Origin of the sequence: Microbacterium sp. NPDC086615, assembly GCF_040686055.1 — a bacterium.
Classification (GTDB): Bacteria; Actinomycetota; Actinomycetes; order Actinomycetales; family Microbacteriaceae; genus Microbacterium.
This window is the reverse complement of sequence record NZ_JBFBJJ010000002.1, coordinates 42,162-58,550: the sequence shown is the minus strand read 5'-3', so window position 1 is coordinate 58,550 and position 16,389 is coordinate 42,162. Positions and strand designations below refer to the sequence as shown.

At 67.8% G+C, this 16,389-nt stretch carries 18 protein-coding genes; 10 read left to right on the top strand and 8 right to left on the bottom strand.

Going from position 1 to position 16,389, the window contains the following annotated elements; translation table 11 throughout:
• Nucleotides 1-36: 36 nt before the first annotated feature.
• From AB0O24_RS02580 to AB0O24_RS02560, 5 genes are all read left to right on the top strand, one after another.
• A complete protein-coding gene (locus AB0O24_RS02580; RefSeq protein WP_275796952.1) occupies nucleotides 37-402 on the top strand; it encodes an iron-sulfur cluster assembly accessory protein in 366 nt (121 codons plus the stop codon).
• A 165-nt stretch (nucleotides 403-567) separates the two neighbouring features.
• Nucleotides 568-1,449 carry a cytochrome c oxidase subunit II gene (gene coxB, locus AB0O24_RS02575; protein WP_275796954.1) on the top strand — a complete coding sequence of 294 codons (882 nt, stop codon included), beginning with the start codon at nucleotides 568-570 and terminating at the stop codon, nucleotides 1,447-1,449.
• Between the two features lie 2 nt (nucleotides 1,450-1,451).
• Complete coding sequence (gene ctaD / locus AB0O24_RS02570) at nucleotides 1,452-3,215, top strand: cytochrome c oxidase subunit I (RefSeq protein WP_363372338.1); 1,764 nt, start codon at nucleotides 1,452-1,454, stop codon at nucleotides 3,213-3,215.
• A 3-nt stretch (nucleotides 3,216-3,218) separates the two neighbouring features.
• Nucleotides 3,219-3,635, top strand: a complete 417-nt coding sequence (locus tag AB0O24_RS02565; protein ID WP_275796958.1) for a cytochrome c oxidase subunit 4 — start codon at nucleotides 3,219-3,221, stop codon at nucleotides 3,633-3,635.
• A gap of 4 nt (nucleotides 3,636-3,639) precedes the next feature.
• Nucleotides 3,640-4,431, top strand: coding sequence for a protein phosphatase 2C domain-containing protein (locus AB0O24_RS02560; protein ID WP_275796960.1), 792 nt, complete (start codon nucleotides 3,640-3,642; stop codon nucleotides 4,429-4,431).
• A 375-nt stretch (nucleotides 4,432-4,806) separates the two neighbouring features.
• Here AB0O24_RS02560 and AB0O24_RS02555 read toward each other — a convergent pair whose 3' ends face one another.
• The 5 genes from AB0O24_RS02555 to AB0O24_RS02535 all read right to left on the bottom strand — a co-directional run bounded on the left by AB0O24_RS02555 (nucleotide 4,807) and on the right by AB0O24_RS02535 (nucleotide 9,816).
• Nucleotides 4,807-5,217, bottom strand: a complete 411-nt coding sequence (locus AB0O24_RS02555) for a rhodanese-like domain-containing protein (RefSeq protein WP_363372334.1) — start codon at nucleotides 5,215-5,217, stop codon at nucleotides 4,807-4,809.
• A gap of 204 nt (nucleotides 5,218-5,421) precedes the next feature.
• Nucleotides 5,422-7,260 (bottom strand): cytochrome bc complex cytochrome b subunit, encoded by a 1,839-nt coding sequence (locus AB0O24_RS02550; protein ID WP_363372331.1) that lies wholly within the window; start codon nucleotides 7,258-7,260, stop codon nucleotides 5,422-5,424.
• Nucleotides 7,257-8,315 (bottom strand): Rieske 2Fe-2S domain-containing protein, encoded by a 1,059-nt coding sequence (locus AB0O24_RS02545; protein WP_275796966.1) that lies wholly within the window; start codon nucleotides 8,313-8,315, stop codon nucleotides 7,257-7,259. Before AB0O24_RS02545 ends, AB0O24_RS02550 begins: the two co-directional genes overlap by 4 nt.
• A 39-nt stretch (nucleotides 8,316-8,354) precedes the next feature.
• Entirely contained in the window at nucleotides 8,355-9,164 is an 810-nt protein-coding gene (locus AB0O24_RS02540; protein WP_058595114.1) for a cytochrome c, read from the bottom strand.
• 16 nt (nucleotides 9,165-9,180) lie between these two features.
• Nucleotides 9,181-9,816 carry a heme-copper oxidase subunit III gene (locus AB0O24_RS02535; RefSeq protein WP_275796969.1) on the bottom strand — a complete coding sequence of 212 codons (636 nt, stop codon included), beginning with the start codon at nucleotides 9,814-9,816 and terminating at the stop codon, nucleotides 9,181-9,183.
• Between the two features lie 169 nt (nucleotides 9,817-9,985).
• Between AB0O24_RS02535 and trpD the strand changes: the two genes are divergently transcribed.
• Nucleotides 9,986-11,047, top strand: coding sequence for an anthranilate phosphoribosyltransferase (trpD, locus tag AB0O24_RS02530; protein ID WP_058595113.1), 1,062 nt, complete (start codon nucleotides 9,986-9,988; stop codon nucleotides 11,045-11,047).
• A gap of 3 nt (nucleotides 11,048-11,050) precedes the next feature.
• The gene (locus AB0O24_RS02525; RefSeq protein ID WP_363372328.1) at nucleotides 11,051-12,043 is read left to right on the top strand and encodes a PHP domain-containing protein; all 993 of its coding nucleotides are present in this window, start codon (nucleotides 11,051-11,053) and stop codon (nucleotides 12,041-12,043) included.
• A 105-nt stretch (nucleotides 12,044-12,148) separates the two neighbouring features.
• Here AB0O24_RS02525 and AB0O24_RS02520 read toward each other — a convergent pair whose 3' ends face one another.
• Entirely contained in the window at nucleotides 12,149-13,069 is a 921-nt protein-coding gene (locus AB0O24_RS02520; RefSeq protein ID WP_363372325.1) for a 5'-3' exonuclease, read from the bottom strand.
• Between the two features lie 26 nt (nucleotides 13,070-13,095).
• On the bottom strand, nucleotides 13,096-14,064 hold the full coding sequence (locus AB0O24_RS02515) for a hypothetical protein (protein ID WP_363372323.1): 969 nt from the start codon (nucleotides 14,062-14,064) through the stop codon (nucleotides 13,096-13,098).
• Between the two features lie 90 nt (nucleotides 14,065-14,154).
• Here AB0O24_RS02515 and AB0O24_RS02510 point away from each other — a divergent pair, with 90 nt between their 5' ends.
• The 3 genes from AB0O24_RS02510 (at nucleotide 14,155) to AB0O24_RS02500 (ending at nucleotide 15,689) form a co-directional block, all read left to right on the top strand.
• Entirely contained in the window at nucleotides 14,155-14,553 is a 399-nt protein-coding gene (locus AB0O24_RS02510) for a YchJ family metal-binding protein (RefSeq protein WP_275796978.1), read from the top strand.
• Nucleotides 14,554-14,626: 73 nt separating this feature from the next.
• On the top strand, nucleotides 14,627-15,010 hold the full coding sequence (locus tag AB0O24_RS02505) for a PPOX class F420-dependent oxidoreductase (protein WP_275796980.1): 384 nt from the start codon (nucleotides 14,627-14,629) through the stop codon (nucleotides 15,008-15,010).
• Between the two features lies 1 nt (nucleotide 15,011).
• Complete coding sequence (locus AB0O24_RS02500) at nucleotides 15,012-15,689, top strand: NAD(P)H-binding protein (RefSeq protein ID WP_363372318.1); 678 nt, start codon at nucleotides 15,012-15,014, stop codon at nucleotides 15,687-15,689.
• Between the two features lie 10 nt (nucleotides 15,690-15,699).
• Here the strand turns inward: AB0O24_RS02500 and AB0O24_RS02495 are convergent, their stop codons facing one another.
• Entirely contained in the window at nucleotides 15,700-16,353 is a 654-nt protein-coding gene (locus tag AB0O24_RS02495; protein ID WP_275796984.1) for an LON peptidase substrate-binding domain-containing protein, read from the bottom strand.
• Between the last annotated feature and the right edge of the window lie 36 nt (nucleotides 16,354-16,389).

Here is a 16,389-nt window from a genome sequence, read left to right as displayed (position 1 = left end):
CTCGTCCCCGCGACCGATCAACCGAAGGGCATCGCCATGACCGACACCACACTGTCGTCCGCCGCCGACACCCGCGAGCACGGCGTGGGCCTGACCGCGGCCGCCTCCGACAAGGTCAAGAGCCTGCTGTCGCAGGAAGGCCGCGACGACCTGCGTCTCCGTGTCGCCGTTCAGCCGGGCGGTTGCTCCGGCCTCATCTACCAGCTCTACTTCGACGAGCGTTACCTCGACGGCGACAAGGTCGTCGACTTCGGCGGTGTCGAGGTCATCGTCGACGACATGAGCGTGCCGTATCTCGACGGCGCGAGCATCGACTTCAAGGACACGATCTCGGAGCAGGGCTTCACGATCGACAACCCCAATGCGCAGGGCTCCTGCGCGTGCGGCGACAGCTTCCACTGAGCTCGGCGCGCCGTCCGCGAGCGTCTTTCGAGGACCCCCGGAACCACGGATCACACCGTGGAATCCGGGGGTTCTCGATGTCTCGGCACTGGACGAATGGCCTGAGAACGGTGAGAGGTTGCCGTAGACTGTCAAAGCTTCATCCACGACCCGGAAAGGTGCACTGTGCCCTCCAAACGTCGCCTCCGCTGGGCTGCGCTTCCCCTCGGGATCGCGTCCGTCGCGCTTCTGTCCGGTTGCACCACGACCCAGCTGCACGGTTTCCTCCCCGGCTTCGTCGATGACGGCACGCCTGCCACCAACCACACCGACATGGTCGCCGGTCTGTGGGTCAACTCCTGGATCGTGCTGCTCGCAGTCGGCGTGATCACGTGGGGTCTCATGCTCTGGGCGGTCATCGCCTACCGCCGCCGCAAGGGGCAGTCGGGCCTCCCGGTGCAGCTGCGCTACAACATGCCGGTCGAGATCTTCTACACGATCGTCCCGCTGATCCTCGTCGTCGGCTTCTTCGCCTTCACGGCGCGTGACCAGAACACGCTCGAGACGCAGTACGACGACCCCGACGTCTCGATCACCGCGTACGGCAAGCAGTGGGCCTGGGACTTCCAGTACAACGGCACGAAGGAAGACAACTCCGACGCCGTGTACTCGATGGGCGTCCAGGCGAAGGCCACGGCCGACGGTTATGACCTCGAGGACGTGCCGACGCTCTACCTCCCGGTGAACAAGAAGGTCAAGATCGACCTCCGCTCGCGCGACGTGATCCACTCGTTCTGGATCATCGACTTCCTGTACAAGAAAGACATGTACATCGGCCGCGACAACGAGTGGTCCTTCACCCCGACCCGCGAGGGCACGTACGAAGGCAAGTGCGCCGAGCTGTGCGGTGAGTACCACTCCGCCATGCTCTTCAACGTCAAGGTCGTCAGCGACGCGGAGTACGAGGACTACCTCGCCTCGCTCCGCAGCGCCGGTGACGTCGGCGACATCAGTGATCTGTCGCGCCTGCAGAACCTCACGACGGCCGGCGCCGAAGGGAACAAGTGATCATGGCCACGACGCTTCCGCTTCAGGAGGAGGGCGCTTCCCGCCCGACGACTCTCCCTCCGCGTCAAGCCGCTCTGCTCAGCACCTCGCGTGTCGAGCAGAAGGGCAACCTGGTCGTCAAGTGGATCACCTCCACCGACCACAAGACCATCGGCTACATGTACCTGATCGCCTCGGTGATCTTCTTCATGCTCGGTGGCGTGATGGCGCTGATCATTCGTGCGGAGCTCTTCGAGCCCGGCATGCAGATCATCCCGACCAAAGAGCAGTACAACCAGCTGTTCACCATGCACGGCACGATCATGCTGCTCATGTTCGCGACGCCGCTGTTCGCGGGCTTCGCCAACGCTCTTCTGCCGCTGCAGATCGGCGCGCCCGACGTGGCCTTCCCGCGTCTGAACGCCTTCGCCTTCTGGCTGTTCCTCTTCGGCTCCACGATTGCCGTCTCCGGCTTCCTCACCCCGCAGGGTGCGGCCGGGTTCGGCTGGTTCGCCTATCAGCCGCTCGCCAACGCGAGTTTCTCGCCGGGTGTCGGCGGTAACCTCTGGATGCTGGGCCTCGGCATCAGCGGCTTCGGCACGATCCTCGGTGCGGTCAACTTCATCACCACGATCCTGACGATGCGCGCCCCCGGTATGACCATGTGGCGCATGCCGATCTTCTCGTGGAACACGCTGATCACGAGCATCCTGATCCTTCTCGCGTTCCCCGTGCTCGCAGCGGCCATCTTCGCCGCCGCCGCCGACCGCGTGCTCGGTGCTCACATCTACAGCCCCGAGAACGGCGGCGTGCTCCTGTGGCAGCACCTCTTCTGGTTCTTCGGTCACCCCGAGGTGTACATCATCGCGCTGCCGTTCTTCGGCATCGTGTCCGAGATCTTCCCGGTCTTCAGCCGCAAGCCGATCTTCGGATACAAGACCCTCGTGTACGCGACGATCGCGATCGCCGCTCTTTCGGTGGCCGTGTGGGCGCACCACATGTACGTCACGGGTGGCGTGCTCCTGCCCTTCTTCGCCTTGATGACCATGCTGATCGCGGTGCCGACCGGCGTGAAGATCTTCAACTGGATCGGCACGCTCTGGCGAGGGTCCGTCACATTCGAGACACCGATGGTGTTCGCGCTCGGCTTCCTGGTGTCGTTCGTCTTCGGTGGTCTGACCGGTGTCATCCTCGCGTCGCCCCCGCTCGACTTCCACCTCTCCGACTCGTACTTCGTCGTGGCGCACTTCCACTACGTCGTCTTCGGCACGGTCGTCTTCGCGATGTTCGCGGGCTTCTACTTCTGGTGGCCCAAGTGGACCGGCAAGATGCTCAACGAGCGTCTCGGCATGGTGCACTTCTGGATGCTGTTCATCGGTTTCCACATGACCTTCCTCATCCAGCACTGGCTGGGCGTCGACGGCATGGTGCGTCGCTACGCGGACTACGCCGCGGCCGACGGGTGGACCTGGGAGAACCAGCTCTCGACCATCGGCTCGATGATCCTCGGTGCGTCGATGATCCCGTTCCTGCTGAACGTCTGGATCACGGCCCGCAAGGCTCCTCGCGTGACGGTTGACGACCCCTGGGGTTACGGCGCTTCGCTCGAGTGGGCGACGTCGTGCCCGCCGCCGCGTCACAACTTCACCTCGATCCCGCGCATCCGTAGCGAGCGCCCCGCCTTCGACCTGAACCACCCCGAGGCCGGCATCCCGGTCGGCGTGGGCCCGGCGAAGGACGCCCCCGACACGCCCGTCGTCGACGCGGCGGCTGGAGAGGTCAAGTAAACGATGCGTACCAATGTCGGACTCTGGTGGCTCCTCGCGGGCTTCGGATTCTTCATCGCCGCGGTCTACACCGCTTGGAGCCTCATTCAGCACGGCGGCGTCGAGTGGGTCGGAACTGTCGCGCTCGTCTTCCTCGGCCTCATGTCGTCGATGGTCGCGTTCTACATCGGTCGCGTTCTCAAGGCGCAGAACGGTGAGTTGCCAGAAGACACCCTGACCGCCGACATTGACGACGGTGACCCCGAGCTGGGCGAGTTCAGCCCCTGGTCGTGGTGGCCCATCGTTCTCGCTGCATCGGCAGCCATCGCCGTCATCGGTCTTGCCGTCGGCAGCTGGCTCGTGCCGATCGGTTTCCTCGTGTTCGCTGTCGCCATCGTCGGCTGGGTGTACGAGTACTACCGCGGGTACTTCGCTCGCTGATCCTGTGCCCCTTCGGCTGAACACCGCCGCCGTCTCCGACCCCGGCGCCCACCGCCCCACCAACCAGGACGCCGCGTTCGTGGCGTCCTGGGGTGCGGCGGTTGCTGACGGAGTCGGCGGTGGCCCTTCGGGCGACCTCGCCTCGGCGGCGCTCATCCATCGCCTAGTGGCGACGCGGGGAAGCGCGATCGACGCGGACGGGCTCCTCGTACGGATACGCGAGGCGAACTGGGACATCCGCGCTCACGTCGAACGCGACCCGGCGCTGCGCGGCATGGCGACGACCTTCACCGGCTTGTTCCTTGGTGCCGATGGTCAGCTCCTCCTCGCCCACACCGGTGATTCCCGCGCCTACCTGTTGCGCGACGGTGAGTTCACACGTGAGACGCGCGACGACTCCTACGTGCAGGCGTTGGTCGACCACGGGATCATCCCACCCGAGGCGGCAGCCGCTCATCCTCGCCGCAACATCATCACCGCCTCGCTGGGTGGAGCCGAGGGTGACGTCGTATCGGTCGCCGAGCGGCCGCCGGTGGTCGGAGATCGCTGGGTTCTCTGCAGCGACGGCCTCACTGACTACGTCCCCGAGGCCGATGTCGCGCGTCTGATCGCGGAGGCGGCTGATCCGCGCTCCGCAGCAGCAGCCGCCGTGGCGCTCGCGCTCGAGGCGGGAACGCGCGACAACGTGACGGTCGTCGTCTGCGATGTCGTCGATGACGAGCAGCCCATTGCGAGCGAGCCGGTGTTCTCGGGGTCTGCGGCGCGGTGGTTCGCCGAGGACGTCGAGACGGCCTGAGATCTGAGCTGCTGGGCGTGCTGGAGAGCTTGACACTTCGCGCGGCAGAGCCCCGTCTCGTGCTCGACCGCCGACTCTTCCGAGGTCATCGATGGCCATTCCTCGCGGCCCATGGCCGCGCCAGACGGTCCTCCGCGGTGCCAGCGTCGAGGGTTCGGAAGAGGCTGGGCCGCTCGGCATCCTGATGTCGGGGTTACGACGCTGGGCTGGGCGTTTCCCGAGACGGCATCTCGCCGGCAACTCCCGTGCGCGCTGCTACAGATTCGTCAGCCGCATGCAGTCTCGGCGCGGCGAGCCGGGGGAGTGGGGCACGCGGCCCCCGGACGGGCTCGTCGATGCTCAGGACGGCGCGGGCTGCCACACGGCTCGCGCCGCTCAGTTCGCGCGTACGACCATGACTGTGGGATCGAACACCCGCTCGCAGGGCCCCTCGTCGTTCTCGAAGGGCTGGCCCTCGCGGACCCAGTACTCGTAGCCCCCGATCATCTCGCGAACGGTGTAGCCGAGTGACGCGAACGCGAGCGCCCCCTTCTGGCCCGCGTTGCATCCGGGGCTCCAGCAGTACACGACGACGGGCATGTCGAGCGGGATCTCCGAGGGCGCGCGGTCGGCGATGTCGCGGTAGGGGAGGTGCACGGCCCCGGTGACGCGTCCCTGCCGCCATGCATCCTCGCCGCGGACGTCGACGAGGACGAAACGATCTCCGGCCTTCTGCGCCGCGTATACGTCGGAGGGGTCGGTCTCCGCGGCGAGCCGGGCGGCGAAATACTCCTGGATGCTGGTCATACGCACACGGTACGACGGCGGGCCCGCACGCCGAGAGGGGTGGGATGCCACTCACCCATGGCATCCTGCCATTGCGCTCACCCGCGGGCAGCGCCTCGGTCCTCCGAGGTGCGTCAGACGCTCGTACGCAGCGCCGAAGGGAGCCTGTCTGCCAGAGAAACGACGAAACCCCGGTGCCGAAGCACCGGGGTTTCGCGGGGGAGATTACTCGCTCTTGTCGTCGTGAGGGCGGTTCTTCTCCTCGAGACCCTTCGGAGCGGGGAGCTCGACTTCGGCGCGCTCACCGATCGCCATGTGCGGACGACCATCCTCGTCGGCCCGGGCGTTCGCACCTGCGATCTCGTCGGCCTCTTCGTGGTCGATGTGGTCGAGCTCGTGGTGCTGGTGTGCCACCGCCGCGTCGACCTCGGCCTGCGTCAGCGGAGCGAGACGGTCCTCGAAGAACCAGCGCGAGACGCCGGCACGGAAGTTCGAGTACCAGGGGATCTCGCCCTTGTCGTTGGGCCGGACCACGAGCGGCTCGTAGGTCTCGTTGTCGATCAGCTTCCAGCGCTCGTACTCGTCGACGGGCTGGTGGACCTCGATGTACTCGCCGCCGGGGAGACGGACGATGCGACCCGACTCGTACCCGTGCAGCGCGATCTCGCGGTCCTTCTTCTGCAGAGCGATGCACATGCGCTTGGTGACGAAGTAGGCCAGGATCGGGCCGAGGATGAGCAGCGCTTGGAGCGCGTGGATGACGCCTTCCATCGTGAGGTGGAAGTGCGTGGCCATGATGTCGGACGAAGCTGCCGCCCACATGACCGCGTAGAACGTGACCCCAGCGGCGCCGATGGCCGTACGTGTCGCCGCGTTGCGGGGGCGCTGTGCGATGTGGTGCTCGCGGGTGTCGCCGGTGATCCACGCCTCGATGAAGGGGTAGACGAGCACGAGGACGATGAACAGTCCCAGCACGCCGACGGGGATGATGATGTTCCACGACCAGGTGTGGTCCCAGAGCACGAACTCGAGGTGCGGCGGGATGAGGCGCAGCATGCCGTCCGCGAAGCCGATGTACCAGTCGGGCTGTGTACCGGCCGAGACGGGAGAGGGGTCGTACGGGCCGTAGTTCCAGATCGGGTTGATCGTCACGAGCGCGGCGATCAGGACGATCACACCGAACGTGATGAAGAAGAATCCACCCATCTTCGACGCGTACACCGGGAGCATCGGGTAGCCCACGACGTTGCTGTTCGAGCGGGCGGGGCCGGCGAACTGCGTGTGCTTGTTGATGATCATCAGCATGAGGTGCACCGCGAGCAGCGCGACCAGGATGGCCGGCAGCAGCAGGATGTGCAGCGTGTACAGGCGGCCGACGATCGCGGTGCCGGGGAATTCGCCGCCGAACAGCAGGAACGAGGTCCAGGTGCCGATGATCGGCAGGCCCTTGATCATGCCGTCGATGATGCGGAGGCCGTTACCCGAGAGCAGGTCGTCGGGGAGGGAGTAGCCCGTGAAGCCCTCGGCCATCGCGAGGATGAAGAGGATGAAGCCGACGACCCAGTTGAGCTCGCGCGGCTTGCGGAACGCGCCGGTGAAGAAGACGCGCAGCATGTGCACGCCGATGCCGGCCACGAAGACAAGGGCGGCCCAGTGGTGGATCTGACGGACCAGGAGTCCACCGCGCAGGTCGAACGAGATGTGCAGCGCGGACTCCATCGCCGCGGACATCGCGATACCGCGCATGGGCTCGTAGGCGCCGTTGTAGTGCGTCTCGACCATCGACGCCTGGAAGAAGAACGTCAGGAAGGTGCCGGACAGCAGCACGACCACGAAGCTCCACAGGGCGATCTCGCCCAGCATGAAGGACCAGTGGTCGGGGAAGATCTTGCGACCGAGCTCTTTGACGATGCCCGACATGCTCGTGCGCTCGTCGAGGTAGTTCGCCGCAGCGCCGACGAAACGGCCGCCGAGCGGCTTACCGTCGCGTCCCCCCGGCTGCGGGCCGGAGGAGACGGCGGGTTCGGTCGTGACGTTCTCGGTGGGATGAGTACCGATGCTCATTTGCGCTCCCAGAAGCTGGGGCCGACGGGCTCGTGGAAGTCACTCTTCGCGACGAGGTAACCCTCGGCGTCGACGGTGATGGGGAGCTGCGGCAGGGGACGGGCGGCCGGGCCGAAGATGACGGCCGCACCGTTGGCGACGTCGAACTGCGACTGGTGGCAAGGGCACAGGAGGTGGTGGGTCTGCTGCTCGTAGAGCGCCACGGGGCAGCCGACGTGCGTGCAGACCTTCGAGTACGCGACGATGCCGTCGTACGTCCAGTCCATCTTGTTGGTCTCGGGGTTCAGCTGCTCGGGCTGCAGACGCATCAGCAGCACGATGGCCTTGGCCTTCTCTTCGAGATAGCCCTCGTCGTGGCCGAGGCCCGCAAGCTCTTCCGGGATCACGTGGAAGGCGGAGCCGAGCGTGACGTCGGCTGCGCGGATCGGCCGACCGGAGGGGTCGTGCGACAGGCGCGAGCCCTCCTTCCACATGGTGTGGCTGAGGAGCTTCACCGGATCTTCGTCCTGAGGTGCGAGACCACGGAACAGGGTGATACCCGGGATGATCGAGGCGGCGAGAGCGGCGAACAGCGAGTTGCGGATGATCTCGCGGCGACCGAAGCCGGAGTCCTCGTTCGCCTCGACGAAGACGTTGACGGCACCCTCGCGGGTCTCGTCGCGGCCGCGCGTGGCGTGGCGGTCCTCGATGTACTCCTTGTCGGACATGACCGACTTGCCCCAGTGAATGGTGCCGATACCGATCGACAGCAGGGCGAAGCCGATGCCGAGTCCGATGAAGAGGTTGTTGTACCGGATGTCGATCAGCGCGCCCGACTCGATCGGGAAGATCATGTAGGCGATGCTCGCCCAGATGCTCGCGGCGACCGAGAAGTAGAACAGCGTGTAGACCGTGCGGACCGCCCGCTTCATCGCCTGCGGGTCTTGATCGGTCATGCGGTGGCGGTGTCCGGGAAGACCCGGGTTCTCCACGGGGTCGGGAACCGCGACGGCGAGCCCGGCGGAGGGCTTCCATGAAGCCCTCTCGTGCTCGAGTGCGTCTTCCTCGTGTGCCATGGTGCTCCTCGTGCGTTTACGTAATGTCGATGACGACGGTCAGTTGGACTTGGCCGTGATCCACACGGTGAGCGCGATGAGCGCCCCGATTCCGAAGATCCAGATGAACAGACCCTCGGAGACCGGACCGAGCGAACCGAGCGAGAATCCGCCGGGGGACTCGGACTTCTGAAGGAACATCAGGTACGAGATGACGTCGCGCTTGTCTTCGGGGGTGAGGTTGAGGTCGTTGAAGACCGGCATGTTCTGCGGGCCGGTGACCATGGCCGCGTACATGTTGACGGGCGTGACGGTGTGCAGATCCGGGGCCCACTTGCCTTCGGTCAGCGCACCGCCGGCGCCGGCGACGTTGTGGCACATCGCGCAGTTGATGCGGAACAGCTCGGCACCGTGGGAGAGGTCGCCCTCGCCGTCGGTGATGTCGGCGCTCGGGTAGGTCGGGCCGGGGGCCGACGACTGCACGAAGGCGGCGATCGCGTCGATCTGCTCTTCGGTGAACTGCACGGGCTTCTGCGGGGCCTGCGGGCCCTGGGCCTGAAGCGGCATGCGTCCGGTGGACACCTGGAAGTGCACCGACAGCTCGCCGACGCCGAACAGGGAGGGACCCTGCTGGCTGCCCTCGAGATCGAGGCCGTGGCAGGTCGCGCAGTTCGCCTGGAAGAGCTTCTTGCCCTCTTCGACCGCGGTCGCGGAGGAGGCGCTGCTCGTCGGGGTGTCGGTCGCGGCCATCGCGGCGGACGCACCGGCGTACACGCCACCGGTGAGGAGGAGGCCGATGCCGATCAGCGCGGCGGCGGCCAGGGGACTGCGGCGCCCGGAGGCGCGACGCGGCTTCTTCTCTCGTGCCATGTGAGGTACTGCTCTCTTACTTCAGGAAGTAGATGACGAAGAACAGGGCGATCCAGACGACGTCGACGAAGTGCCAGTAGTAGGACACGACGATCGAGGTGGTCATCTCTTTGCGCCCGAAGTTCTTTACGGCGTAGGCACGGCCGATGACGAGGAGGAAGGCGATGAGCCCGCCCGTCACGTGCAGGGCGTGGAAGCCGGTGGTCAGGTAGAAGGCCGACGCGTAGGGGTTGGCGCTGATGGGCATGCCTTCGGCAACCAGCGTCGCGTACTCCCACACCTGGCCCGACACGAAGACGGCGCCGAGGATGAACGTGAGGTAGAACCACTCCACCATTCCCCACTGAACGAAGCGGAACGGCTTGCCGGTGCGGTACGGCTGGTACCGCTCGGCAGCGAACACGCCCATCTGGCACGTGACCGACGACAGCACGAGGATGATCGTGTTGACGGTCGCGAAGGGGACGTTGAGCAGCTCGGTCTCCTGCGCCCAGAGGGACGCGGAGGTGCTGCGCAGAGTGAAGTAGATGGCGAAGAGGCCGGCGAAGAACATGACCTCGCTGCCCAGCCACACGATGGTGCCCACCGCGACCGGGTCGGGCCGCTTCACGGCACGCACGGCCTGGGAATACGTCGCTGAGGTCGTCACCATCCCATTATGCGCGATCCGACGGGCCGATATTCCCATCTCGAGCTGGAGATATTCCACGGTCGAGACTTAGGGAAACCTAAGAATCCACGGGGAATCCCCGGTGTAGTGGGACTTCTGCCGCGTCTCTCGCGGCTCGGAGAGCGGCAGGGCGGTGTGGAAGGATCATGGCATGGCGGAACGCTTCTCCTGGCCCGATGTCCTCACGTCTCTCCTCGACGGGCGCGACCTCAGCGTGTCGGAATCCACGTGGGCCATGCGGCGTGTCATGGCGGGCGAGGCGACCCCGTCGCAGCTCGCCGGGTTCCTCATTGCGTTGCGCGCCAAGGGCGAGACGGTCGAAGAGATCGTGGGCTTCCGCGACGCCATCCTCGAGGCGGCTGTGCCGCTCCCGGTGCGCGCCGAAGTCCTCGACATCGTGGGGACCGGCGGAGACCGCTTCGGCACCGTCAACGTCTCGACGATGGCGGCGGTGGTGGCGGCGGCATCCGGAGTCCCCGTGGTCAAGCACGGCAATCGCGCCGCGAGCTCGGCATCCGGATCCTCCGACGTCCTGTCGTCGCTCGGTATCGCTCTCACTCTCGATCCGGCCCACGTCGCCGAGACCCTCGATCGCACGGGGATCACCTTCGCGTTCGCCGCGGCGTTCCATCCCGGATTCCGTCACGCGGGGCCGACCCGGTCGGAGCTCGGAGTGCCGACGGTGTTCAACTTCCTCGGCCCGCTGTGCAACCCGGCCCGTGCGGAGGCGAACGCGGTCGGCGTCGCCCACCTCGATCGGGTCCCGCTCATCACCGGCGTCTTCCGCACACGCGGGGCGACGGCGCTCGTGTTCCGCGGCGACGACGGTCTCGACGAGCTGACGACCACCGGACACAGCCGGCTCTGGGAGATCAGCCGAGGCGATGTCCACGAGCACGATCTGGATCCTCGGGATCTCGGCATCCCGCTCGTCGAGATCGATGCCCTGCTCGGCGGATCGCCCGATCACAACGCCGAGGTCGTGCGGCGCACGCTCGCCGGCGAGACCGGGGCGGTGCGCGACATCGTCCTGCTGAACGCCGCGGCCGGACTCGTGTCGTACCGGTTGTTCCAGGATGCCGCGCAGGTGCAACGTCCGATCCTCGAGCGTCTGGCCGAGGCGATGGCGGATGCCGCCGCGGCGATCGACGACGGGCGGGCGTCCGCGAAGCTCGAGGCCTGGATCTCGACGACGCGGGAACTCGCGGAGTAACGCATGCGGCCGCTGGACGCGCTGAACGAGATCGCGTACCTGCTCGAGAGGGAGCGTGCGTCGCGGTACAAGTCGAAGGCGTTCCGGACGGCGGCGGCGGCGATCGACGGCCTCAGTGACGCGGAGCTGCGCGACCCGGGGCTCCGGCGGAGGCCCGGGATCGGCGACTCGACGTTCGCGGTGATCCAGCAGGCTCTGGCCGGGGAGGTTCCCGAACGCCTCGCCGCGCTGCGGGCGACCGCGGGTGCCGTCGGCGGTGAAGAACTCCGAGCCGCGCTGCGCGGCGATCTGCACAGCCACAGCGAGTGGTCGGACGGGGTGACCCCGATCGAGGCGATGGTGGAGGCGGGTCGCGCGCTCGGACACGAGTACCTGGCCCTGACCGACCACTCGCCGCGCCTGACCGTCGCGAACGGGCTGTCTCCCGAGCGACTACGCCGACAGCTCGAGGTCGTGCGGGGCATGAGCGGCGGGGGATTCACGCTGCTTTCGGGCATCGAGGTCGACATCCTCGACGACGGTGACCTCGACCAGGAGGATGCTCTTCTGCGCGAGCTCGATGTGGTCGTGGCATCCGCTCATTCCAAGCTCCGCATGGAGCGCGAGCCCATGACGCGTCGGCTCGTCGCGGCGGCGAGCGATCCCCGCGTCGACGTGCTGGGGCATGTGACGGGGCGTCTCGTGGAGGGGGCGCGGGGGACCCGCCCGCCATCCGACTTCGACGCTCGCGCCGTCTTCGCCGCGTGTGCGGCGTCGGGCGTGGCGGTCGAGATCAACTCGCGTCCGGAGCGGCAGGATCCGCCCGATGAGTTGATCGCGATCGCCCTCGATGAGGGGTGCCTGTTCTCGATCGACTCGGACGCCCACGCGCCCGGGCAGTTGTCTCTGCTCGACTACGGTGCGGCGCGCGCGGAGGCCGCGGGCGTTCCACATGATCGCATCGTCACGACGTGGTCGCTCGAGCGGCTGCGGTCGTGGCTCGACCGCACACGATGACCGCCGCGATGCGCGCCCGAACATGACCGCCGTACAGGAGCGCGGTCCCCGCGTTCGTCTGCGGGGGTCGCGTTCCGGCGTGGCTGCGTGATGTGCGGGGCGATGTCACCGGGGGAGGGCGGCCAGGGCGCGCGTCATCGACGAGCCGAGGTTCCACCGCTCGGCGAGGGCCTCGGCGGCTGCGGTGCGGTCGTCGTCGCGCGGGCGAAGGGCGTCGTCGATGACCCCGAGGTCGAGGTCGCGTACGACGCGCACCACCGTGGGTGCCACGGCCAGGTAGTCGGCCGCGGCGAGGATCTTGGCGCGCTGCGCCGGCGTCCCGCCCGTGCCGGCCTCGGCGGCCGCGACGATGCCCGCGAGGTCGGTGTGCGCGGTCAGCAGGGCCGCGGCCGACTTCTCGCCGATGCCGGCGACGCCGGGCAGCCCGTCCGAGGGGTCGCCGCGCAGGACCGCGAAGTCGGCGTACTGGGCCGCGTGGATGCCGTACTTGGCGAACACCGCGGCGTCGTCGACGACCTCGAGGTTGCTCATGCCGCGAGCGGTGTAGACGATGCGCACGTCGCGCTCGTCGTCGATGAGCTGGAAGAGGTCGCGGTCGCCGGTCACGATGTCGACCGGCACCTCGGCGATGGTCGCGAGCGTGCCGATGACGTCGTCGGCCTCGTGCTCGGCCGCTCCCACCACGGGGATGCCGAGAACGGCGAGCGCTTCGCGGATGAGGGGGATCTGGGCGACGAGAGGGTCGGGAGCCTCTTCTCGATCGGGACCCGAGGCGACCGCCTCGACGACACGGTGCGCCTTGTAGCTCGGGAGGAGGTCGACGCGCCACGCGGGTCGCCAGTCGTCGTCCCAGCACGCCACGACGCGGGTGGGGCGATAGGTCGTGACGAGCTTCGCGATCATGTCGAGAAGTCCCCGCACCGCGTTGACCGAAGTGCCGTCGGAGGCGCGGACCTTGTCGGGTACCCCGTAGAACGCGCGGAAGTACAGGGACGCGGTGTCGAGGAGCATCAGGCGATCGGTCACGGCGTTCATCCTGACACGGGGTGGCCTCAGCCGCCGGTCGCCGTCCACGTGATGATGTCACCGGAGTAGAGCCCGACCTCGACGCTGCCCTCGTCGGCCTCGGCGATGGAGCCGTCGTGAACGACGTAGAAGGTGACGGTGGCGCCGGGAGCGACGTCGGTGATGTCGTACCGGCTGGGATATAGGTCGGTCACCGCCGGGTCGTAGGCCGCGTCCGCGTAGGTGCCGTCGGAGAGGCGGTAGCTCGTCGAGAACCGCAGCTGCCACGCGTCGGAGTCGATGGTCTCATCGGTGAGGTTGGTGATCTCGACCGGGGTCGCGACGAGTGAACCGGATGCCGAGAACGGAGCGGGACTGGCGGTGGCCGTCTCGGAGGTGATGTCGATCGGCGCGAGGGTGCGAATCGACCACACGTCGTCGCCGGTGTCGGAGTCGATGACGGTCTGGGCCGTGCCCCACGCCAGTTCGGACTCGGATCCGCGGCCGGGCGGGAGGGAAAGCCGCTGCGCGAGCGTGTACGTGTCGGTCTCGGGATCGGGAGCGGAGTCGACACCCGAGCCCGCGGAGGTGAAACCGGACACGACCGCGGCGATCAGGGCGATGAAGACGCCGAAGCCGACGATCACGATCGCGATCACCGCGGGCACGCGGGCGCCGCCGCGGCGCGCCAGGTGCACGATCGCGAGCACGAGCGCGGTGACCAGCAGCAGCCAGGCGAGCGGCGAGGCCGTGAACGCGGCGATCGTTCCCACGCACGCGATCACGAGGGCGGCGATGCCGAGTCCGCGCCGCGGAGGCCGTGCTCCGCCGGGACCCGTGGTCGAGGCGGAGCCACGCGCGAGAACGGCCGGGCCGGGCCACGCGGCGGGTGCGCCGGCGGCGGAGGGGACAGCAACGGGAGGCGCGATAGCGGGAGCGCTCGGACCGTAACCGGCGGACGCCGGACCGTACGCGGCGAACGGCGGGCGCCCACCGGTGGTGGTGTGATTCGTCATGTCGCCTCCCCACTCCATCGTATGAAGGCCGCGGGAGTCGCGGCGACCGCTGCGCAAAGTCGGTGCGCCGACTCGACCTAGAGTGGCGGGATGTCGTTCGGCTCCCCTCGCGTGCGCCCGTCATCGACCTCGGCCTGCCCGTGCGGGGGAGGTGAGTTCGGCCGGTGCTGCGGCCCGATCCTCGACGGGGCGGTGGCACCGTCGGCGGAGCGACTGATGCGCTCCCGCTACACCGCCTACGTCGTCGGTGACCTCACGCATCTCGTGCGGTCGTGGCATCCGCGAACCCGTCCCGACGACCTCGAGCTGGACGGCGACACCGTCTGGGAGGGGCTCTCGATCGACGAAGCGGACGAGCGCGACGACACCGCCGTCGTCGTGTTCCACGCGGCGTGGCGCCGCGGCACCGAACGGCAGGTGATGTCCGAGCGCAGCCGGTTCGTCCGCCGAGGTGGGCGGTGGGTGTACGTGGACGGCGACGTGACATGAGGCCGTCAACCCCGCGGCGGCGTGTCGGAGGCCACGCGTAGGGTCGACCCGATCGCTCGATGAGAGGAGCCGCATGATCCCGGAAAGATTGCGCGACCTGCTCGAGGGGCCGTACTACGGCGCGCTCGGCACGGTCCGCCCCGACGGCACGGTGCAGGTGAACCCGATGTGGTTCGAGTTCGACGGCGAGCACATCCTGTTCACGCACACGGTGACACGGCAGAAGTACCGCAACCTGCAGAGAAATCCCTCGATGAGCTTCATGGTCTATGACCCCGCGGAGCCGTACCGATACATCGAGGTGCGCGGCCGTCTGGTCGACGAGGAAGCCGACCCGGAAGGCCTCTTCTACGTGCGGCTCGGCCAGCGCTACGGCAATCCGGAACAGCAGGCACCGGCCGACAAGGCGAATCGCGTGATCCTGAAGATGTCGGTCGAGAAGGTCGGAGGACAGTGACATGGAACGCATCGTGATCATCGGCGGCCACGGCAAGGTCGCCCTGCACCTGGCGGGGCTCCTGTCCGAGCGCGGAGACGAAGCGGTGTCCATCATCCGCAATCCCGACCAATCGGCGGATGTCGAGAAGGCGGGCGGAACGCCTCTCGTCCTCGACGTCGAGGACGCCGATGTCGAGGCCCTCGCGAAGGCCTTCGCCGGAGCCGACGCGATCGTCTGGTCGGCGGGTGCCGGGGGCGGCGACGCCGACCGGACCTACGCGGTCGATCGGGATGCCGCGCAGCGGGCGGTCGACGCGGCAGGTGCGGCCGGAGTCCGGCGTTTCGTCATGGTGTCGTGGATTGGCTCCGTGCCCGATCACGGCATCTCGCCCGACGACGCGTTCTTCGCCTACGCCGACGCCAAGCTCGCCGCGGACGACTACCTGCGCGCGAGCGATCTGGATTGGACGATCCTCGGCCCCGGCACGCTGACGCTCGACCCGCCCACCGGACGCATCACCACGGCGCCGCAGGGGTCCGCCGAGGTCGGGCGTGCGGATGTCGCCGCGGTCGCCGCGGCCGTCCTCGTGCAGTCCGCGACCATCGGTCGCTTCATCCGGTTCGGTGCGGGCGACACGCTCATCGCGGAGGCGATCGTCAAGGATCCCTCCGCCGACACCGAGGCCGGCACGAAGTAGCGGTCGGTCCTCAGTCCTCTTCCCCGTCGGTGTCGTCGTCGATCACGATGACGCCGTCGGGGATGGGCTCGCTCAGCAATGGTTCCGCGGCGAGCGTGAGGTCGATCGTGGCGCGGAGCAGGCCTCCCGCGGTGGCGGAGCGCAGCAGCTCGATCTGGTCGAGCTCACCCAGGGGAGCGATCGCCGCGAGCTGCCATGTCCGCTCGAGCGGCTCCTCGGACAGTTCGACCTCGGGATCCCACCGGCTCCCGCCGAACTGGGCCGCCCGCCCGAGCACGCGCCGCACGATGCGCTCGGCCTCGTCGAGCAGGGGGGTGAGGGCGTCGTTCCACTCGAGGTCGGGGAGGGGGCGGAGGTCGGCGCGCGGGTAGGGGTCATCGTCGAGCCACGCGACGATCTCGAAGCGTTCGGTGCCGCGGGCGACGATCTGGAGCTGGTCGGCTTCGGGGAGGACGTGGCTCAGACGCGCCATGGTGCCGATCGCGAATCGCTGGTCGCCGCCGCCGGTCTCGGTGCCGCGCTCGATGAGCACCACGCCGAACGCCGGGTCGGACTCGTCGAGGAGTCGGCCGAGCATGACGAGGTAGCGCTCCTCGAAGATCCGCAACGCCAAGGGAGTGTGCGGAAAGAGGACGGCCCCGAGAGGGAACATCGCGGTACCCATCGCCCCAGTCAACCAGGGCTCGAGAGCGTTGGGGTC